The sequence below is a fragment of the Streptomyces sp. NPDC052396 genome, from assembly GCF_044593195.1.
In the GTDB taxonomy this organism is placed as follows: Bacteria; Actinomycetota; Actinomycetes; order Streptomycetales; family Streptomycetaceae; genus Streptomyces.
This window is the reverse complement of the sequence record NZ_JBIUAW010000002.1, coordinates 552,266-570,809: the sequence shown is the minus strand read 5'-3', so window position 1 is coordinate 570,809 and position 18,544 is coordinate 552,266. Positions and strand designations below refer to the sequence as shown.

The window sequence follows — 18,544 nt, the reverse complement described above, 5'->3', positions numbered from 1 at the left end:
CCGGCCGGGCTCAGCGCAGCCCGGTGGAGCGGCGCAGCGCCGCCTGGATCAGCCGGTCCACCAGCTCGGGGTAACTCACGCCGCTCTCCTGCCACATGCGCGGGTACATGGAGATCGGGGTGAAACCGGGCATGGTGTTGATCTCGTTGATCACGAACTCGCCTTCCCCGGTAAGGAAGAAGTCGGCGCGCACCAGGCCCTCGCAGGAGGTGGCCTCGAAGGCGTGCACCGCCAACTCCTGTACCCGGCGGGTCTCCTCCTCTCTCAGCGGGGCGGGCACGATGCCGGGGGCGGAGTCGATGTACTTGGCCTCGAAGTCGTAGAAGTCGTGGGCGGCCACCGACGGGATCTCGGCCGGCACGCTGGCCCGCGGCCCGTCCTCGAACTCCAGCACCCCGCACTCGATTTCACGGCCGCGCACCAGTGCCTCGACGATGATCTTGGGGTCATGGCGCTGGGCCTCGGCGATGGCCTCGTCCAGGCCGGAGAGGTCGTCGACCTTGGTGATGCCGATGGACGAGCCGGCGCGGGCGGGCTTGATGAACAGCGGCCAGCCGTGCTCGCCGGCGAAGTCCACGATCTTGCGGCGGGCAGCCGACGGATCGTTTTGCCACTCGCGCGGGCGGATCACCTCGTACGGGCCGACCGGCAGCCCGTAGGAGATGAAGATCCGCTTCATGTACTCCTTGTCCTGGCCGACCGCCGAGGCGAGCACCCCGGCACCGACGTAGGGGATGCCGGCCAGTTCCAGCATGCCCTGCACGGTGCCGTCCTCGCCGTAGGGGCCGTGCAGCATCGGGAAGACGACGTCCACCTCGCCCAGCGCCTTGGGCACGGCGCCGGGTTCGGAGTAGACGACCTCGCGGCTGGACGGGGCGACGGGCAGCAGCACTTCACCCTCGGGCGACTCGGCGAGCTGCTCGACGCTGGGCAACGCCCGGTCGGCGATGGCCATCCGCTCGGGCGCGTCGGCGGTCAGCGCCCAACGCCCGTCGCTGGTAATGCCGATCGGCAGCACGTCGTACTTGGACCGGTCAATGGCGCTCAGCACGGCACCCGCGGTGACCACGGAGATCGCGTGCTCGGAACTGCGGCCGCCGAAGACCACCGCGACGCGCGGCTTCCGCTCGGGGCTCTGGGGGAAGGTCTCGCTGCTCATATCGCGTTGAGAGTACCTTGCGCCGGAGGGTGTTTCAGTGCCGCTCGGGCTTGGCGCTGCGCGACATCAGCTCCTTGAGCGCCACCATCGGCGGCTTGCCCTCGTGCACGATGCCCACCACGGTCTCGGTGATCGGCATGTCGACATGGTGCCTTCTGCCCAGATCCAGCACGGATTCACAGGACTTGACGCCCTCGGCGGTCTGCCGGGTGACCGCGATGGTCTCCTGAAGGCTCATGCCGCGGCCGAGGTTGGCGCCGAAGGTGTGGTTGCGGGACAGCGGCGAGGAGCAAGTGGCGACCAGGTCGCCCATGCCCGCCAGTCCCGCGAAGGTGTGCGCGTCGGCGCCCATGGCCAGTCCCAGCCGGGTGGTCTCGGCCAGTCCCCGGGTGATCAGCGAGGCCTTGGCGTTGTCGCCCAGCCCCATGCCGTCGGCGATGCCCACCGCCAGCGCGATCACGTTCTTGACCGCGCCGCCGAGTTCGCAGCCCACCACATCGGTGTTGGTGTACGGGCGGAAGTACGCGGTGTGGCAGGCCGCCTGGAGCCTGGTGGCCACCGACTCATCGGTACTGGCCACCACCGCGGCGGCCGGCTGCCGGGCCGCGATCTCCTTGGCCAGGTTGGGGCCGGTGAGCACCGCCACCCGGTCCGGTGTGACCTTGGCGACCTCCTCGATGACCTCGCTCATCCGCTTGGCGGTGCCGAGTTCGATGCCCTTCATCAGCGAGACCAGCACGGTGTCCGGGGCCAGCAGCGGCACCCAGTCGGTGAGGTTCTGCCGCAGGGTCTGCGAGGGGACGGCGAGCACGGTGAAGTCGGCGCCGGCGGCCGCCTCGCCGGGATCGGTGGTGGCCCGTACGGCCGGGGGCAGTTCGACGCCCGGCAGGTAGTCGGGGTTGCTCCGGCCGGTGTTGACGGCCTCGACCACCTCGGCGCGGCGGCCCCACATGGTCACCTGACAGCCGGCGTCCGCGAGGATCATCGCGAAGGCCGTGCCCCAGGAACCGGTGCCGAAGACGGCGCAGCGCGTCACTTGGTGTCCTCCTCGGCCTTCCCGCCGGCCTTCTTGCGGGCGGCGGCGACGGCCTTGCGGTGGTTGTACGGTTCCGCGGGCACGGGCTCGCCGCGGAGTTCGGCGAGCAGCGCGGTGATCGCCGCCATGATCTGCTCGGTGGCCTCGCGCAGCACCTCGGCGGTGGGTTCCTTGCCGTAGTACGCGCTCAGGTCCACCGGCGGACCGGCCAGTACCTTCAGGGTTTTGCGCGGGAAGAGCCGCAGCTTCTTCTCCTTGGCGTACGGCGGCATGGCCTCGTTGGCGCCCCACTGGGCGACGGGGATCACCGGTGCCCGGGTCAGCAGGGCGACCCGGGCGGCGCCCGTCTTGCCCTCCATGGGCCACATCTCCGGGTCGCGGGTCAGGGTGCCCTCCGGGTAGAAGGCCACGCACTCACCCTTGTTGATGGCGTCCACGGCGGCCCGGAAGGCATTGGCGGCGTCGGTGGTCTCGCGGTAGACGGGGATCTGTCCGGTGCCGCGCAGCATGGTGCCCACAAAGCTGCCCTTGAACAGGCCGGCCTTGGCCAGGAAGCGGGGCACCCGGCCGGTGTTGTACTGGTAGTGGGCGTAGGAGAGCGGGTCCAGATAGGAGTTGTGGTTGACCGCGGTAATGAATCCGCCGTCGGCCGGAATGTGCTCCATTCCCCGCCAGTCCCGCTTGAAGAGAACCACGAGCGGCGGTTTTGCCAACACCGCGGCAAAGCGGTACCAGAAGCCGATTCTGTGGCGGGACACTCGGACACCCTTCTCTTTGGGACCTGGGAGCTTCCGCGGGTCTGCGGCTCACCCGGGGGGCCGGACAAGTGTCGCCCCAGGTACCCGGTCTGTCGAGAACACCGTAACCCCGTGCTCCCCTGGCGGCTGCGGCGGCAGGGGACAATGGGGCCGACACGAGGAGAGGGGGCGGATGTGGCCTGGAGCTTGGTGGTGCCGCTGAAACCGCTGGCCCTGGCCAAGAGCCGCCTCGCACACACCGCGGGCCCCGCGCCGCGGTCCGCCCTGGCCCTGGCCTTCGCCCTGGACACCGTGGCGGCGGCGCTGGCCTGTGGCGCGGTACGGGATGTGGCGGTGGTCACGGGCGACGAGCGGGCGGCCGCGGAACTGGCCGCGATCGGCGCCTGGACGGTGGCCGAGCCGCCCGGCGGCGGGCTCAACGCGGCGCTGGCGCACGGGGCGCGCGCCGTTCGCGCACGGCGGCCGCATTCCGCCGTCGCCACGCTCAACGCCGATCTGCCGGCGCTGCGCCCGGCAGAACTCGGCCGGGTGCTCGATTGTGCCGCCGAATTCCCGCGTGCATTTCTCGCCGATGCCGCCGGAATCGGGACGACCTTGCTGGCGGCGGGCCCCGGAAACACTTTGGAACCGGCCTTCGAGGGCCACTCCCGGCAGCGTCACCGGGCTTCCGGCGCCCGGGAAATCGAGCTGGCCGGAGTCGAATCGGTGCGCCAGGATGTGGACACCGAGGCGGATTTGCGCACCGCCCTGGGCCTGGGGGTGGGCCCGCGCACCGCGGCCGTCACCGCCACCCTCGCCTAAGCTGCTGCCATGCAGGCCACCGCGTACACCTTCGACCCCGAAACCCGCACCGGCAGCGTGCTGCTGGACGACGGCAGCCCGCTGTCCTTCGACGCGGCGGCCTTCGACGCGGGCGGCCTGCTCCTGCTCCGCCCCGGGCAGCGGGTGCGCATCGAGTGCGCCGAAGCCCCCGGAACGCCTGAGGCGGCCGCGGACGGCCCGTCCGGGCGCCGGGTGACGCTGGTGACGCTGCAGACCTTCTAGGGCCCGCCAGAGCCCGCTGAGGGCGGCTGAGGTCCGTCACGGGCCGTCCAACGGCCTTTGCGGGCGCCCCGGCACCACGGCGCCGGCTGGGAACACCGGGGCGGCGGGCGGGAACACCGGGTACAAACACCGCGGGCCGGGCTCCCCGAGGGGAGCCCGGCCCGGCGTGTGTACGCCGCCGCGCAGCCGCTTACTTCTTGCGGGCCGCCGTCTTCTTGGCGGTCGTCTTGCGCGCGGTGGTCTTCTTGGCCGGCGCCGTCTTCTTCGCCGCCGCCGTCTTCTTGACGGCGGCCTTCTTGACGGCAGCGGCCTTCTTCGCCGGGGCGGCCTTCTTCGCGGTGGCCTTCGTGGCGGCGGCCTTCTTCGCCGGCGCGGCCTTCTTGGCGGTGGTCTTCTTCGCGGTGACCTTCTTCGCGGTGACCTTCTTCGCCGGAGCGGCCTTCTTGGCAGCGGCCTTCTTGGCGGTGGCCTTCTTGGCGGCGGCCTTCTTCACGGTCGGCTTGGCGCCGGAAAGGCTGCCCTTGGGCGCCTTCTTGACGGCCACCTCGTCGCCCTTGGGGAGCTTCTTGGTGCCGGCGACCAGGTCCTTGAAGCCCTGGCCCGCGCGGAAGCGGGGCACCGAGGTCTTCTTGACCCGCACGCGCTCACCGGTCTGCGGGTTGCGGGCGTAGCGGGCCGGGCGGTCGACCTTCTCGAACGAGCCGAAACCGGTGACCGATACGCGGTCGCCGGCCACAACGGCCCGGACAATCGCGTCGAGTACGGCGTCGACGGCGTCGGAGGCCTGCTGCCGGCCACCGACCTTGTCGGCAATCGCTTCAACGAGCTGCGCCTTGTTCACGTCTTCCCCTTCGGAGACTTTGCTGGAATTGTTCCAGCGTTTTCGCACGTTAGGCAGATATATACCGCAAATCAAACACGAAACGGTCTAATCACCCTTGTGCCGCAACGAATCCGACCCATCACGGAGTTCCGTCGGTGTCGCGCTCGGAAGGGAAACGGCCCTCGTCGAGGTCGTTCATCAGCCGGTCCAGACGCCTTGCCGCGCCTGAGAGATCGTGCTTCGCCGCGGCCGTGATGACCAACAGCTTCCGGGACAGCGCCATCCGTACGCCCTCCGGGACTTGCAGTGCGCGCACTCGGGAGTGCGCTTCCTTGAGCCGGTCCGCGACGAGCCGGTAGAGCTCGAGTTGGCTGTCGCGTTCCATGCACCGATTGTGCCATCTGAGGCGAGTTGTCGCCTCACAGGGCCTCAACAAGCGCTGCGCCCCCTGTCCGAAGACAGGGGGCGCATCATGCCAAACCCTGGGCGAGCAGCGAAAATCAGGGGTCGGATCCAGCAAGCCGGACTGGGCCGAACGGGGGTGAAAACCCGCTTCAGTCCTGGGCGGTGGAGGGTTTGAAGGACGGCCGCCGCACCTCGTGGGCGGCGATGTCGGCCTCCCTCCTGAGGGTCAGGTCGATGTCGTCCAGTCCTTCCAGGAGCCGCCATCGGGCGTTCTCGTCAAGGTCGAAACCAGCCGAGATGCTGCCGGCGCGCACCTGGCGGGCGAGCAGGTCCACGGTGATCTCCACGGTGGGGTCGGCCTCGGTGAGCGTCCACAGCCGCTCCACGGTCTCCTGCGGCAGGACCACCGTCAGCAGGCCGTTCTTCAGCGAGTTGCCGCGGAAGATATCGGCGAAACGGGAGGAGATCACCGCCTTGAAGCCGTAGTTCTGCAGCGCCCAGACGGCATGCTCCCGGGACGAGCCGGTGCCGAAGTCGGGACCGGCCACCAGTACCGTGGCGCCCGCGCGTTCCGGCCGGTTGAGCACGAACTGCTCGTCCTTGCGCCAGGCCTCGAAGAGTCCGTCCTCGAAGCCGTCCCGGGTCACCTTTTTCAGCCAGTGCGCCGGGATGATCTGGTCGGTGTCCACATTGCTGCGGCGCAGCGGTACGGCCCGGCCGGTGTGGGTGGTGAAAGTTTCCATGTCCTCGGTCTTCCTTCCCTCTTCGCGGCCCCGGGGGCCGCGGTAAGGCGCGTGGTCGCGGTCAGGCGGCCAGGGCCGGGCCGGTGGTCAGGTCGGCGGGCGAGGCCAGCCGGCCGAGCACCGCGGTGGCGGCGGCGACCTGGGGCGAGACCAGGTGGGTACGGCCGCCCTTGCCCTGCCGGCCCTCGAAGTTGCGGTTGGAGGTGGACGCCGACCGCTCGCCCGGGGCGAGTTGGTCGGGGTTCATACCCAGGCACATCGAGCAGCCGGCGTGCCGCCACTCGGCGCCGGACTCGGTGAACACCTTGTCCAGGCCCTCCGCCACGGCCTGCAGCGCCACTCGTACCGAGCCGGGCACCACCAGCATCCGCACTCCCCCGGCGACCGAGCGGCCGCGCAGCACCTCGGCCGCGGCCCGCAGGTCCTCGATCCGGCCGTTGGTGCACGAGCCCACGAAGACGGTGTCCACCGCGATATCCCGCAGTTTCTGACCAGCCGTCAATCCCATGTATTCCAGGGCTCGTTCGGCCGCCTGGCGCTCGGAGGGGTCGGTGTACGAGGCGGGGTCGGGGACGGCGGCGGACAGCGGCGCGCCCTGGCCGGGATTGGTGCCCCAGGTGACGAACGGGGAGAGCTCCGCGGCGTCGATGACCACTTCCCGGTCGAAGACGGCGTCCTCGTCGGTGCGCAGGGTGCGCCAGTAGGCCACCGCCGCGTCCCAGTCGGCCCCCTTGGGAGCGTGCGGGCGGTCCTTGAGGTAGGCGAAGGTGGTCTCGTCCGGGGCGATCATGCCGGCCCGGGCGCCCGCCTCGATGGACATGTTGCACACGGTCATCCGCGCCTCCATCGACAGCTTCTCGATGGCCGGACCGCGGTACTCGATCACATGCCCCTGGCCGCCGCCGGTGCCGATGCGGGCGATCACCGCCAGGATCAGGTCCTTCGCCGTGACGCCTGCGGGCAGTTCACCCCGCACGGTGACCGCCATGGTCTTGAACGGGGCCAGCGGCAGCGTCTGGGTGGCCAGCACATGTTCGACCTGGCTGGTGCCGATGCCGAAGGCCAGCGCGCCGAACGCGCCATGGGTGGAGGTGTGACTGTCGCCGCAGACCACCGTGGTACCCGGCTGGGTCAGTCCCAGTTGCGGTCCCACCACGTGGACCACACCCTGCTCCACATCGCCCAGCGGGTGCAGACGCACCCCGAACTCCGCGCAGTTGGCGCGCAGCGTCTCCAACTGGACGCGGGAGACCGGGTCCGCGATGGGCTTGTCGATGTCCAGGGTGGGGGTGTTGTGGTCCTCGGTGGCGAGGGTCAGGTCGAGGCGGCGGACCTTGCGCCCGGACTTGCGCAGCCCGTCGAACGCCTGCGGGCTGGTGACCTCGTGCAGCAGGTGCAGATCGATGTAGAGGAGATCGGGCTCGCCCTCGGCGCGTGTGACGACGTGGTCGTCCCAGACCTTCTCCGCCAGTGTCCGTCCCATCGCTGTCCCTCGATGTCCGTTGGAGTGAGTGCTGTCCGTACCAGGTTGGCGTCTCTCGCCGGGATTTGGACTTGCGTTTCACACTCTGAGACGCGAGGATCCTGACATGGACAATTCTGGCGGCGGCTCCAGCGGAGTGGGTGTTCTCGACAAGGCGGCTCTGGTGCTCAGCGCCCTGGAGGCCGGTCCGGCGACGCTGGCCGGGCTGGTCACGGCGACCGGGCTGGCGCGGCCCACGGCCCACCGGCTGGCGGTGGCGCTGGAGCACCACCGGATAGTGGCGCGCGACATGCAGGGCCGGTTCATCCTGGGCCCCCGGCTGAGTGAGCTGGCCGCGGCCGCGGGCGAGGACCGGCTGCTGGCGACCGCCGGACCGGTCCTGACCCACCTGCGGGATGTGACCGGCGAGAGCGCCCAGCTCTACCGGCGCCAGGGCGATATGCGCATCTGCGTGGCCGCCGCGGAACGGCTGTCCGGATTGCGGGACACGGTGCCGGTGGGCTCCACCCTGCCGATGAAGGCCGGCTCGGCCGCCCAGGTGCTGATGGCCTGGGAGGAGCCGGAGCGGCTGCACCGCGGCCTGCAGGGCGCCCGTTTCACCGCGACCGCGCTCTCCGGGGTGCGGCGCCGGGGCTGGGCGCAGTCCATCGGCGAGCGGGAGCCCGGTGTGGCCTCGGTCTCCGCCCCGGTCCGCGGCCCGTCCAACCGGGTGGTCGCCGCCGTCTCGGTCTCCGGACCGATCGAGCGGCTGACCCGCCACCCGGGCCGGATGCACGCCCAGGCGGTACTGGACGCGGCGGCCCGCCTCACGGAGGCCCTGCGGCGCAACGGCTAGTCCGGGGCGCCCCGCGCGCCCCGCATGGGGCGCGCGGCCGCCATGTGCGGCCTCGCCGCGTGGGAGCGCCCGACCGCGGACGATCCACACCCGAATCGCAGGGGCCCGCCCGTCGGGTTTCAGATGCGGGTCGCCGGTGGCCCGGTCGCGCGCACGCGGCAGAGCCGCATGACGCAACCGCATGACGCAGCCGCCCCGCGCCCCTGACGCGGCGCCCCGGCGCACTTCGCGAAGCGCCGCACGGCACCGTGATCCGGCCCGCCGGGCGGGCGGCCAGGAGCCGCCGGGCGGGCTCTAGGCCGCGCCGGACCGGAGCCGCTGCGCGGCCCGTTCGCCGCGCCGCGCCACCGGCTCCACGCCATAGGCCGCGCCCAGCCCCCACGGCGGCATCCCGCTGTAGATCGACTCATACGACCCGGCCGGGACCGTGTAAGTCTCGTGCCAGATACCGACCTTGCCCGCCCCGCGCCGCACCCTGCGGTTGAACTCCGCCCAGGCCGGGCGGTGTTGGCGTGCGGGATCGGCGGCGAAGGCGAGCAGTTCCTCGCGCGAGCGCCAGTACTGCACCGCGGTGTAGACGCGCGGCCCGCCGCTGAGCAGCTGGTAGCCCAGCAGACCGCTGTCCGGATCCCGGGACAGTTCCTTGAGCATCCGCGGCATGGCGGTCATCACGGGCAGCCAATGTCGCACCGCCCGCCAGCGGTTGACCCGCATCCCGATCAGGAAGACCACCACCTCCCCCTCGGCCGTGGCGGTGATCCGTTCTGCGATGGGCTGTGCGGACATGGCTCTCCCCTCTGTTGGATAGTGCCGCTATCCAATGTTTGGATGGTGCCAGTCTCCAAGGAAGGGTGCAAGAGCCGTGCGACTGGCCGAACTCAGCGAACGCAGCGGGGTGTCCACCGCGACGATCAAGTACTACCTGCGGGAGGGACTGCTCCAGCCCGGCCACCGGACTTCCGCGACCCAGGCCGAGTACGGCGAGGCGCACCTGCGCAGACTGCGCCTGGTGCGGGCGCTGATCCAGATCGGCAGGATGCCGGTGGCCACCGCCCGGGAGGTGATCACGGCCACCGAGGACGAGTCGCTGGACCACCACATGCGGCTGGGGGCGGCCACCTGGGCGCTGCCGGAAGCGCCCGGGACCGGAGACGAGGACGCCACCCACCAGGCGGCCCGCGCGGCGGTGGAGGCCCTGCTGGACCGGCTGGGCTGGCGCTATGAGGGCGCACTGGCGGAGTACTCCCCCGCCTACCGCACCCTGGTCGACTCGGTGGCCGCGCTGAACCGGCTGGGCTACCCCTGCGACCTGGAGCACCTGCTGCCGTACGGGCGGCTGGCGGCCGAGCTGGCCGTCGCCGACCTGGACACGGTGCAGGAACAGCCGACCCCGGACGGGCAGATCGAGGCGGCGGTGGCGCTGACGGTGCTCTACGAACCGGTGCTGCTGAGCCTGCGCCGGCTGGCGCACGCCGAGGAGTCCGCCCGCCGGTTCGCCGGCCGGACGCCCTGAGCCGCCCCGTCACGCGCCCGCTGAGGCTGTGCGGGCCGGCCAGGGGCCGTCCCCAGCGCTGGGTGCGTTGCCCGGCGGGCTGAAGGCCGCGAAGGAGCACCGGCGGCGTGTACGGCGCCGGCGCCCCGGCTCACGCCGGAGCGCCGCGCGATCTATGCGCCGTCGGCGGCCGGCAGATACCCCGCCGCCTCATGGGACCGCCGACCCGGCCGGCGCCACCCAGGCCCGCGCAGAAGCCCGTAACAGGGCCGCCCGGCCACCGGGGCCCGGTGCGCGCCGCGCAGGGCCGTCACCGGGGCCGCATGGGGCCGCAGTACCGCCACGTACGTCGCGCAGGCCGCCCGGGGCCGCACCCGGCCCTGGCAAGGGCGCAGGAAGGCCGGGAACCGCTCCACCGGTTCGGAGGCCGGACACCGGGCGGTCTCGATGGCCCCAGGGCCCGCACCCCAGCCCGGGGTGCCCCCAGCCGCGTCGGATTCCCCGGCACGGTGGCGGCCGACACCTGCTCCCCGGCGCCAGGCGCCCCGCCCCTCGCCGCCGTCAGCCCGCGTGCGCCGCCCCCAGCCGCAGACCGGGGGTCCGGTCCCAGCCGATGAGGGTGATCACTTGCATCAGATGCGGTGGCACCCCGGCCAGCCGCACGGTGCGGTGCCGGGCGGCGCGGGCCCTGGCGAAGGTCATCAGCAGCCGCAGCCCGGCCAGGTCCAGGAAGTCCACCCCGGACATCTCCAGGCACACCTCGCCCCGGACGGCCGCCAGCGACCGCAGGGCGTCCCTGAGCTGCCGCAGGGCCGGCTCGTCCATGGTGCCCCGCAGGCGCAGCCCCGGCGGGCGGTGGGTACGGACCACGACCAGGCGGGCCGTATGGCGGGGCGGATCCGCTTCGGCGCTCCCGGGGTCGGCCCATGCACCGGCGTCCGGCACCTGTCGTGGGCCCAACTCGGGGGCGGGCGGGGCGGTTTGGCGCCGTAACCGGCTCGGCGGCACGGGAGGGACCATGCGCGGAATTATGGCGGCGCCGCGGCCCGCGCAGAAGGGCGCGGGGAGCGCATGTGAAGACAGCACGAAAAAATGCCCTCCGCTCAGCGAAAGGCATTTTTTCGTCTTGTACCCCCGACCGGATTCGAACCGGCGCTACCGCCTTGAGAGGGCGGCGTGCTAGGCCGCTACACAACGGGGGCAAGTATGTTGTTTTCTGCAGACTTCAGAAGTCGGCGCTGGGCTACCAGGACTCGAACCTAGACTAAATGAACCAGAATCACTCGTGCTGCCAATTACACCATAGCCCATGGTGTTAACCAGTACCCCCGACCGGATTCGAACCGGCGCTACCGCCTTGAGAGGGCGGCGTGCTAGGCCGCTACACAACGGGGGCCCTAGCGATCCGTCAAGCCGCCTCCGCAATTCAACGGATGGTGGCCGATTCAGGATCTGTACCCCCGACCGGATTCGAACCGGCGCTACCGCCTTGAGAGGGCGGCGTGCTAGGCCGCTACACAACGGGGGCTAGTCACTGCATTTGCCAAGAGAATATATCCGAAAGAAATTCAGTGAATTCTCTTGCTGGGGTACCAGGACTCGAACCTAGACTAAGTGAACCAGAATCACTCGTGCTGCCAATTACACCATACCCCACCAGAACTCGACCCCCCTGAAGGGGTCTTGCTCGGCTGACGCCTCCCGCTCCGGCCTCTCGGCCCGCCCGGGCGGCGCAGGAAGAACATTACCCGAAGGTGGACGGGGCTCCAAAATCGATAAGCCGATGCCTCCGGCGAAGAGGCCGTGCGGGCCGCCCGACAGGCCCGGAGAGCACCCGACGAGCGCCCCAAGAGCGCCCTGGGAACGCCCGCGAACGCCCGAAGGCCCGCTCCGCGGTCGCATACCGCGGGAGCGGGCCTTCGGGTCCGGCCGGGCGCCGGGCGTCCGGCGTCAGGCCGCCAGCCTGGCCAGCGCCGCGTCGACGCGCTCCAGGGTGCGCTCGCGGCCGAGCACCTCCAGGGACTCGAACAGCGGCAGGCCGACCGTGCGGCCGGTGACCGCCACCCGGACCGGTGCCTGGGCCTTGCCCAGCTTCAGACCGTGCTCCTCGCCCGCGGCCACCACCGCGGCCTTGATGTCCTCGGCGTTCCACGCGGTCTCGGCGAGCTTGGCCCGGGCGGTGCGCAGCAGGGCGTCCGAGCCCTCCTTCATCGCCTTGCTCCAGGACGCCTCGTCCTCGGCCGGCCGCTCCAGGAAGAGGAAGTCGACATTGGCCGTGATGTCGGACAGCACGGTCAGCCGGGTCTGGGCGTGCGGGGCGATGGCCTCGAACCGCTCCCGGTCGAAGTCCTCCGGGGCCCAGGGGGCGAACGGCGCGTGCAGCCAGGGCTCACAGGCCGCGACGAAGTCCTTCACCTCGAGCCGGCGGATGTGCTCGGCGTTGATCGCCTCGGCCTTCTTGAGGTCGAAACGGGCCGGGTTGGCGTTGACGTCCTTGATGTCGAAGGCCGCCACCATCTCGTCCATGGCGAAGATGTCCTGGTCGCCGGAGAGCGACCAGCCCAGCAGCGACAGGTAGTTGAGCAGTCCGTGCGGCAGGAAGCCGCGCTCCCGGTAGAGGTTGAGGGAGGCCTGCGGGTCGCGCTTGGAGAGCTTCTTGTTGCCCTCGCCCATGACATACGGCAGGTGGCCGAACTCCGGGACGCCCTTGGCGATGCCCAGCTCCATCAGCGCCCGGTACAGGGCGATCTGCCGCGGGGTGGAGGACAGCAGGTCCTCGCCGCGCAGCACATGGGTGATCTCCATCAGCGCGTCGTCGACCGGGTTGACCAGGGTGTACAGCGGGGCGCCATTGGCCCGGACGATGCCGAAGTCCGGCACGTTCTCCGGGGTGAAGGTCAGCTCGCCGCGCACCAGGTCGGTGAAGGTGATGGGCTCGTCCGGCATCCGGAAGCGGACGATGGGGGTGCGGCCCTCGTCCTGGTAGCCGGCCACCTGCTCGGCGGTCAGCACCCGGCACTGGCCGTCGTAGCCGGAGGGCTTGCCCGCGGCGCGCGCCGCCTCGCGGCGCTCGTCCAGCTCCTCGGTGGTGCAGTAGCACTTGTAGGCGTAGCCGCCCTGGAGCAGCTTGTCGGCCACCTCCCGGTAGAGGTCCATGCGCTGGGACTGCCGGTAGGGCGCGTGCGGGCCGCCGACCTCGGGGCCCTCGTCCCAGTCCAGGCCCAGCCAGCGCATGGCGTCCAGCAGCTGCTGGTACGACTCCTCCGAGTCGCGGGCGGCGTCGGTGTCCTCGATACGGAACACCATGGTGCCGCCGTGGTGCCGGGCGAACGCCCAGTTGAACAGGGCGGTGCGGACCAGGCCCACATGGGGGTTGCCGGTCGGCGAGGGACAGAAACGTACGCGGGGGGTCGCGTTAGCCACGCTTGATCACCTTGTTGGTGAGAGTGCCGATGCCTTCGATGGTGACGGCGACCTCGTCGCCGACGTTCAGGGGTCCGACCCCGGCCGGGGTGCCGGTGAGCACGACGTCGCCCGGGAGCAGCGTCATGGCCTCGGTGATGTGGACGATCAGGTCCTCGATGGAGCGCACCATCTCCGCGGTGCGGCCGAGCTGGCGCTGTTCGCCGTTGACGGTGCACTGGATGGTGAGGTCGCTCGGGTCGAGCTCGGTCTCCACCCAGGGGCCCAGCGGGCAGGAGGTGTCGAAGCCCTTGGCCCGGGCCCACTGCTTCTCGCGCTGCTGGACGTCGCGCGCGGTGACGTCGTTGGCGCAGGTGTAGCCGAGGATGACGTCCTTGACCCGCTCGCGGGGGACCTCACGGCACATCCGGCCGATGACCACGGCCAGTTCGGCCTCGTGGTGCAGTTCCTCGGTGAAGGAGGGGTAGGCGATGGCGTCGCCGGGGCCGATCACGGAGGTGGACGGCTTGAAGAAGGTCACCGGGACCTCGGGGACCTCGTTGCCCAGTTCCGCCGCGTGCTCGGCGTAGTTGCGGCCGATGGCCACCACCTTGTTGGGCAGCACGGGCGGCAGCAGCCGCACCTTGCTCAGCGGGATCTTCTGCCCGGAGCGCTCGAATTCGGCGAAGGGATGTCCCTTGATGATGTCGAGGACGGGGCCGCCTTCGGTGGAGGCGTCCCCTTCCACGACGCCGAAGGCGACGTTGCCGTCCAGGGAGAATCTGGCGATGCGCACGGGTGACTGCTTTCCCTTTGTCTGATCTGCCGGAGTCTGACACTCCAGGCTATCGCGGGGACCGCGGGCGCCCCGTGCGCATTTCGTTCACCCCTGGGGCGGCCCGGAAGGCCGGTCCCGGAGTCAGTCCTGGGGCTGCACCACGGGGGCGGTCATCAGGATGGTGCGGCGCGGGTTGGCGGTGACGGTCGGCAGCTCGGCGGCGTACTCGGGGCGCTCGGCCGCGAAGAGGCCCTCGGTGTCCGTGCGCTGCGCGAGCGTGGTGCGGCGCGGGTTGGCGGTCTTCCGGGAGGGCGTCGTCGTCTTCACTGGTGCCTCGTATCCGTAGTGGTGCGTCGTCGGTGCTCTGTGGGGCAAGTAATCAAGGCTAGGCGACGCCATTCCCCGCCGGGATGTCGGGGAAGCACGGGTTCTGCTGTGATTTTGCTCACGAACTTGCCGATAAATGCCGCATAACGGACAGCCAACCTAGCACCGCGAAACGGACATTGCAGGGCTGAACCTGACGTTCCGCTCCCGATCATGGCGACTGGGACATGACGCGACCACCTCGACCTCTCGGTCAACTCATCCGTGTATGCCCGATATTGCGGGAGCTGGATTCCACGCTGTGTATCCGGACGGGCACAATGCGTCCACCGGAAAGGGCTTGACCGCACCGGCCTTGTTGGGAGATCAGGCACTGTGCTGGAATTCCACGGACCGCCAGGGGGGCACCGCGGTCCCCCCACGACTCGACACCGTCCCTCCGCTCAGGTGGGACGCCTGGTCCAGAGGTTGCGACGCTAGTGCAGGGACGTTTCAAGAGGGATAGCAGCGCTGCGGCGGAGCCGGAGCCGCGCGCTGCGGCCGACCGCGGCACGCCTGCCGACGCGCCGAACGGCGGCGAGAACGCCGAACGGCCGAAGGCGAAGGGCCCCAGCGGGCCAGGCACACGAATAGCCCTGCGCAACTGGCGCATCAGCACCCGACTGGTCTCCCTGCTGGCGCTCCCGGTCGTCGCCGCGACGACCCTGGGTGGTCTGCGCATTCAGGACTCGCTGACCAACGTCGACCAGCTCGACCACATGAAGCTCCTCACCGAGCTCACGGGTAAGGCGACCGACCTGGCCGACGCCCTCCAGGAGGAGCGGGACCGCTCGGCCGGCCCGCTGACCCAGGGCCGGGACAAGGACGACGACATCGTCGCCCCCCGCGAGCACACCGACAACGCCATCAAGGCCTTCGGGGACGTCACCGCCAAGGTGGACGCCAACGACCCGACGATGGTCGGCGTCAACACCACCCTGGTCGACATCACCAAGCAGCTCCGCAAGATCAAGGACGTCCGCGACAAGGCGTATGACGACCACGTCTACATCGCCAAGACGGTCAACGCCTACAACGGCCTGATCGGCTCGCTGCTCTCGCTGTCCCAGGACATGGCCCAGGCCACCAGTAACAGCGACATGATCGCCGCGACCCGCGCGCTGGCCGCGTTCGCCAACGCCAAGGAGTACGCCTCCATCCAGCGCGCCGTCATCAGTGCCGGCCTCGCCAACCCCAACGGCCCCCAGCTGTCCGAGAACGACCGCCAGTACGGCCAGGTCGCGATGGACAACGAGGACGAGGCCACCAAGCGCTTCACCGCCATCCGCGGCGACGGCGGCGACGGCGAGCTGATGCAGGCGCTCAACGGCGGCGTGATGGAGATCGCCTCCGCCAACACCTACGCCAAGCGCGTGCTGGACAAGCAGGGCGCCATCAAGAGCGACCCGCTGTCCTACCGCGACTGGTACGACCGCGACACCAACAAGATCAACGAGATGAGCAAGATCGAGAAGACCTTGCTCTCCGAGATGGACCAGAAGGCCCAGCAGCTGCGCGACGACGCCCAGCAGGAGGCCATCCTCAACGGTGCCCTGATCATCCTGGTCCTCGGCATCTCGCTGGTCGGCGCCTTCTTCGTGGCCCGCACCATGGTGCGCTCGCTGCGCCGGCTGCAGGACACCGCCCAGCGGGTCGCCCAGGAACGCCTCCCCGAGCTGGTCAAGCAGCTCTCCGAGAGCGACCCGCAGGACGTGGACACCTCGGTGGAGTCCGTCGGTGTGCACAGCCGTGACGAGATCGGCAAGGTGGCCGCGGCCTTCGACGAGGTGCACCGCGAGGCGGTCCGTCTGGCCGCCGAGCAGGCCCTGCTGCGGGGCAACGTCAACGCGATGTTTACCAACCTCTCGCGCCGGAGCCAGGGTCTGATCCAGCGCCAGCTCTCGCTCATCTCCGAGCTGGAGAGCCGCGAGGCCGACCCCGACCAGCTGTCCTCGCTGTTCAAGCTGGACCACCTCGCCACCCGTATGCGCCGTAACGGCGAAAACCTCCTGGTCCTCGCGGGTGAGGAGCCGGGCCGCCGGTGGACCCGCCCGGTCCCGCTGGTGGACGTGCTCCGTGCCGCCGCGTCCGAGGTGGAGCAGTACGAGCGCATCGAGCTGACCGGTGTGCCGCCCACCGAGGTCGCCGGCCGCGTGGTCAACGACCTCGTCCACCTGCTCGCCGAGCTGCTGGAGAACGCCACCTCGTTCTCCTCCCCGCAGACCAAGGTCAAGGTCACCGGCCATGCGCTGCCGGACGGCCGGGTCCTGGTGGAGATCCACGACACCGGTATCGGTCTGTCCCCCGAGGACCTGGCCGCGATCAACGAGCGGCTGGCCAGCCCGCCCACCGTGGACGTCTCGGTCTCCCGCCGCATGGGTCTGTTCGTGGTCGGCCGCCTGTCCCTGCGACACGGCATCCGTATCCAGCTGCGCCCCTCCGACTCCGGCGGCACCACCGCCCTGGTCATGCTGCCGGTGGACGTCGCCCAGGGCGGCAAGAAGCCGGCCCCGGGCGTGCCCGGTGCCCCCGGCGCCGGTGCCCCCGGCATCCCCGGCGGCGCCAAGCCCGCCCCGGCCGTTCCCGGCGCCGGTGCGCCGGGCGGCGCGGGTGCGCTGGGCGCCGCGCCCAGCCGGCGCCAGATGCCGCCCTCGGGCCCGCGCCCGGCGCTGCCCGGCCGCGCCGGCACCACCAGCAGCGGCCTGCCCACCCGTCCGGTGGGCGGTGGTCCCGGCCAGGGTGCCCCCGCCGCGCCGGGCGGTCCCAGCCTCTTCGAAGCCCCGCCGCAGCGGGCCGGCAACAACCCCCCGGCACCGGGCGCTCCCGGTCCCGAGGGCCGTCCGCCGCTGCCGCCGCGTGGCGGCAAGAAGGGCCCGGCCGCGATCCGTCCGGTGGGCAACAAGGGCGGCAAGGGCGCCGGCCGTCCGCAACTGCCCACCCGTGGCGAGCAGCCCGGCCGCCCCGCGCCCAGCTGGGGCAACGACCAGCCCCCGGCCACGCCCAAGAAGCCCGCGCCGGTGGACGACTGGCCGCTGGCGTCGGACGGTGCGCCGCGCGCCGGCCAGGACGCCCCGCGCGGTCACGAGGACGTGGAGGCCCCGCGCCCCGGCGGCGCCGGCGACACCGCCTCGTTCCCGCAGCTGTCGCCGGTGCGTGAGCCGGGCGACAACAGCACGGGCCAGTTCGCGCTGCCCGGCGGCGGTGCGCGGGACGGCGGCGACTCCGCCACCGGCTACCCGCGCCTGGCCTCGGTGCCCACCCCCGACAACGGCGGCACGGGCCAGTTCCCGGCGCCTGGCACCAACGGCCCCGGCGACACCGCGGAGTTCCCGCAGCTGCCCGGCCGCAACGACCAGTCCGGTACCACCGGCCAGTTCCCGGTGCCCGGCACCAACGCCCCGTCCACCACCGGCCAGTTCGCGCTGCCCGGCGGCAACGACCACTCCGGCACCACCGGCCAGTTCCCGGTCCCGGGCGACAACGCCGCGTCCCGCACCGGGCAGTTCGCCGCCCCGGCGGCCGGCGGCCCCGGTGACACCGGTGCCTTCCCGCAGCTGCCGGGCGCCCCGGAGCAGTCCGGCACCACCGGCCAGTACCCGCGCCCGGTCAGCGGTGACCAGCACGGCCCCGCCGCCACCGGCCAGTTCCCGGTGCCCGGCACCAACGACCCGGCCACCACCGGCCAGTTCGCCCTGCCGGGCGGCGACGGCTCCATGGCCGCGCCGGAAGCGGCGGGCTCGCTGCCCGCGGCCGGCCCGGGCGACGGACGCACGCCGCTGTTCGAGGAGCTGGAGTCCAACTGGTTCCGCGGTGCGGCCGGCGGCGGGCAGCAGCCCGAGCCGGCCCCGCGCCTGCCGCGCCGGGACCCCGGTTCGGCCCAGCCGCCGGCGGCCCCGCAGGCCCCCCAGGCCGCGCAGGACAACTGGCGCCAGTCCCCCAACGACGAGCGCTGGCGCCGGGCCGAGCAGGTCCGCGAGCCGGCGTCCGGCGGCACCACCATCTCTGGTCTGCCCCGGCGGGTGCCGCGCGCCAACCTCGTCGAGGGCACCGCCCAGCAGCAGCAGTCCCAGCCGGGTGCTCCGCAGGTCTCGCGTGCGCCCGATGACGTACGCGGCCGGCTGACCAACCTCCGCCGGGGCATCCAGCAGGGACGTCAGGCCGGCAGCGGCTCGTCCACCGGCAGCCACCACGTTGGCCCCACCTACCAGCAGGAGCGTTAG

The 18,544-nt window shown here is 71.4% G+C and carries 17 protein-coding genes and 5 tRNA genes; 5 read left to right on the top strand and 17 right to left on the bottom strand.

What is annotated here, in order from left to right; all coding sequences use genetic code 11:
* Window positions 1–10 precede the first annotated feature (10 nt).
* The 3 genes from ACIHFE_RS07665 to ACIHFE_RS07655 are packed head-to-tail and all read right to left on the bottom strand — an operon-like array spanning window position 11 to window position 2,953.
* Window positions 11–1,159 (bottom strand): D-alanine--D-alanine ligase family protein, encoded by a 1,149-nt coding sequence (locus ACIHFE_RS07665; protein ID WP_400104894.1) that lies wholly within the window; start codon window positions 1,157–1,159, stop codon window positions 11–13.
* A gap of 34 nt (window positions 1,160–1,193) precedes the next feature.
* Window positions 1,194–2,195: an NAD(P)H-dependent glycerol-3-phosphate dehydrogenase gene (locus ACIHFE_RS07660; protein WP_400104893.1), complete on the bottom strand. Its 1,002-nt coding sequence runs from the start codon at window positions 2,193–2,195 to the stop codon at window positions 1,194–1,196.
* The gene (locus ACIHFE_RS07655) at window positions 2,192–2,953 is read right to left on the bottom strand and encodes a lysophospholipid acyltransferase family protein (protein WP_400104892.1); all 762 of its coding nucleotides are present in this window, start codon (window positions 2,951–2,953) and stop codon (window positions 2,192–2,194) included. Before ACIHFE_RS07655 ends, ACIHFE_RS07660 begins: the two co-directional genes overlap by 4 nt.
* A gap of 174 nt (window positions 2,954–3,127) precedes the next feature.
* On the opposite strand from ACIHFE_RS07655, the gene cofC reads away from it, so the two are divergent.
* Together cofC and ACIHFE_RS07645 are read left to right on the top strand one after the other, a co-directional pair.
* A complete protein-coding gene (gene cofC / locus ACIHFE_RS07650; RefSeq protein WP_400104891.1) occupies window positions 3,128–3,754 on the top strand; it encodes a 2-phospho-L-lactate guanylyltransferase in 627 nt (208 codons plus the stop codon).
* Between the two features lie 9 nt (window positions 3,755–3,763).
* Window positions 3,764–3,997 (top strand): hypothetical protein, encoded by a 234-nt coding sequence (locus ACIHFE_RS07645; RefSeq protein WP_400104890.1) that lies wholly within the window; start codon window positions 3,764–3,766, stop codon window positions 3,995–3,997.
* Between the two features lie 190 nt (window positions 3,998–4,187).
* On the opposite strand, the gene ACIHFE_RS07640 is transcribed toward ACIHFE_RS07645, so the two are convergent.
* The 4 genes from ACIHFE_RS07640 to leuC form a co-directional block, all read right to left on the bottom strand.
* Window positions 4,188–4,838: an HU family DNA-binding protein gene (locus tag ACIHFE_RS07640; protein ID WP_400104889.1), complete on the bottom strand. Its 651-nt coding sequence runs from the start codon at window positions 4,836–4,838 to the stop codon at window positions 4,188–4,190.
* Window positions 4,839–4,959: 121 nt separating this feature from the next.
* On the bottom strand, window positions 4,960–5,205 hold the full coding sequence (locus ACIHFE_RS07635; RefSeq protein WP_400104888.1) for a hypothetical protein: 246 nt from the start codon (window positions 5,203–5,205) through the stop codon (window positions 4,960–4,962).
* Window positions 5,206–5,374: 169 nt separating this feature from the next.
* Complete coding sequence (leuD, locus tag ACIHFE_RS07630; RefSeq protein WP_400104887.1) at window positions 5,375–5,968, bottom strand: 3-isopropylmalate dehydratase small subunit; 594 nt, start codon at window positions 5,966–5,968, stop codon at window positions 5,375–5,377.
* A 61-nt stretch (window positions 5,969–6,029) separates the two neighbouring features.
* A complete protein-coding gene (gene leuC / locus ACIHFE_RS07625) occupies window positions 6,030–7,451 on the bottom strand; it encodes a 3-isopropylmalate dehydratase large subunit (protein ID WP_400104886.1) in 1,422 nt (473 codons plus the stop codon).
* Between the two features lie 106 nt (window positions 7,452–7,557).
* On the opposite strand from leuC, the gene ACIHFE_RS07620 reads away from it, so the two are divergent.
* Entirely contained in the window at window positions 7,558–8,286 is a 729-nt protein-coding gene (locus ACIHFE_RS07620; RefSeq protein WP_400104885.1) for an IclR family transcriptional regulator, read from the top strand.
* 294 nt (window positions 8,287–8,580) lie between these two features.
* Here the strand turns inward: ACIHFE_RS07620 and ACIHFE_RS07615 are convergent, their stop codons facing one another.
* Window positions 8,581–9,072: a DUF4188 domain-containing protein gene (locus tag ACIHFE_RS07615; protein ID WP_400104884.1), complete on the bottom strand. Its 492-nt coding sequence runs from the start codon at window positions 9,070–9,072 to the stop codon at window positions 8,581–8,583.
* A 76-nt stretch (window positions 9,073–9,148) separates the two neighbouring features.
* Here ACIHFE_RS07615 and ACIHFE_RS07610 point away from each other — a divergent pair, with 76 nt between their 5' ends.
* A complete protein-coding gene (locus tag ACIHFE_RS07610) occupies window positions 9,149–9,799 on the top strand; it encodes a MerR family transcriptional regulator (protein WP_400104883.1) in 651 nt (216 codons plus the stop codon).
* Window positions 9,800–10,339: 540 nt separating this feature from the next.
* Here the strand turns inward: ACIHFE_RS07610 and ACIHFE_RS07605 are convergent.
* The 9 genes from ACIHFE_RS07605 to ACIHFE_RS07565 all read right to left on the bottom strand — a co-directional run bounded on the left by ACIHFE_RS07605 (window position 10,340) and on the right by ACIHFE_RS07565 (window position 14,285).
* Window positions 10,340–10,798 (bottom strand): STAS domain-containing protein, encoded by a 459-nt coding sequence (locus ACIHFE_RS07605; protein WP_400104882.1) that lies wholly within the window; start codon window positions 10,796–10,798, stop codon window positions 10,340–10,342.
* A 109-nt stretch (window positions 10,799–10,907) separates the two neighbouring features.
* A tRNA-Glu gene (locus ACIHFE_RS07600) sits at window positions 10,908–10,980 on the bottom strand.
* A 36-nt stretch (window positions 10,981–11,016) separates the two neighbouring features.
* Window positions 11,017–11,088: transfer RNA gene (locus tag ACIHFE_RS07595), tRNA-Gln, on the bottom strand.
* Between the two features lie 13 nt (window positions 11,089–11,101).
* A tRNA-Glu gene (locus ACIHFE_RS07590) sits at window positions 11,102–11,174 on the bottom strand.
* A gap of 59 nt (window positions 11,175–11,233) precedes the next feature.
* Window positions 11,234–11,306 (bottom strand) — tRNA-Glu (locus ACIHFE_RS07585).
* Between the two features lie 56 nt (window positions 11,307–11,362).
* A tRNA-Gln gene (locus tag ACIHFE_RS07580) sits at window positions 11,363–11,434 on the bottom strand.
* 294 nt (window positions 11,435–11,728) lie between these two features.
* Window positions 11,729–13,201 carry a glutamate--tRNA ligase gene (gene gltX, locus ACIHFE_RS07575; protein ID WP_400104881.1) on the bottom strand — a complete coding sequence of 491 codons (1,473 nt, stop codon included), beginning with the start codon at window positions 13,199–13,201 and terminating at the stop codon, window positions 11,729–11,731.
* Complete coding sequence (locus ACIHFE_RS07570) at window positions 13,194–13,976, bottom strand: fumarylacetoacetate hydrolase family protein (protein WP_400104880.1); 783 nt, start codon at window positions 13,974–13,976, stop codon at window positions 13,194–13,196. Before ACIHFE_RS07570 ends, gltX begins: the two co-directional genes overlap by 8 nt.
* Window positions 13,977–14,099: 123 nt before the next feature.
* Window positions 14,100–14,285 (bottom strand): hypothetical protein, encoded by a 186-nt coding sequence (locus ACIHFE_RS07565; RefSeq protein WP_400104879.1) that lies wholly within the window; start codon window positions 14,283–14,285, stop codon window positions 14,100–14,102.
* A gap of 479 nt (window positions 14,286–14,764) precedes the next feature.
* On the opposite strand from ACIHFE_RS07565, the gene ACIHFE_RS07560 reads away from it, so the two are divergent.
* The gene (locus ACIHFE_RS07560; protein WP_400104878.1) at window positions 14,765–18,544 is read left to right on the top strand and encodes a nitrate- and nitrite sensing domain-containing protein; all 3,780 of its coding nucleotides are present in this window, start codon (window positions 14,765–14,767) and stop codon (window positions 18,542–18,544) included.

What these genes read in the sequence shown, in the direction of transcription:
- leuC (WP_400104886.1), bottom strand. Translation starts at nt 7,451, where the DNA reads ATGGGACGGACACTGGCGGAGAAGGTCTGGGACGACCACGTCGTCACA.
- ACIHFE_RS07645 (WP_400104890.1), top strand. Translation starts at nt 3,764, where the DNA reads ATGCAGGCCACCGCGTACACCTTCGACCCCGAAACCCGCACCGGCAGC.
- ACIHFE_RS07605 (WP_400104882.1), bottom strand. Translation starts at nt 10,798, where the DNA reads ATGGTCCCTCCCGTGCCGCCGAGCCGGTTACGGCGCCAAACCGCCCCG.
- ACIHFE_RS07635 (WP_400104888.1), bottom strand. Translation starts at nt 5,205, where the DNA reads ATGGAACGCGACAGCCAACTCGAGCTCTACCGGCTCGTCGCGGACCGG.
- leuD (WP_400104887.1), bottom strand. Translation starts at nt 5,968, where the DNA reads ATGGAAACTTTCACCACCCACACCGGCCGGGCCGTACCGCTGCGCCGC.
- ACIHFE_RS07615 (WP_400104884.1), bottom strand. Translation starts at nt 9,072, where the DNA reads ATGTCCGCACAGCCCATCGCAGAACGGATCACCGCCACGGCCGAGGGG.
- ACIHFE_RS07620 (WP_400104885.1), top strand. Translation starts at nt 7,558, where the DNA reads ATGGACAATTCTGGCGGCGGCTCCAGCGGAGTGGGTGTTCTCGACAAG.
- ACIHFE_RS07665 (WP_400104894.1), bottom strand. Translation starts at nt 1,159, where the DNA reads ATGAGCAGCGAGACCTTCCCCCAGAGCCCCGAGCGGAAGCCGCGCGTC.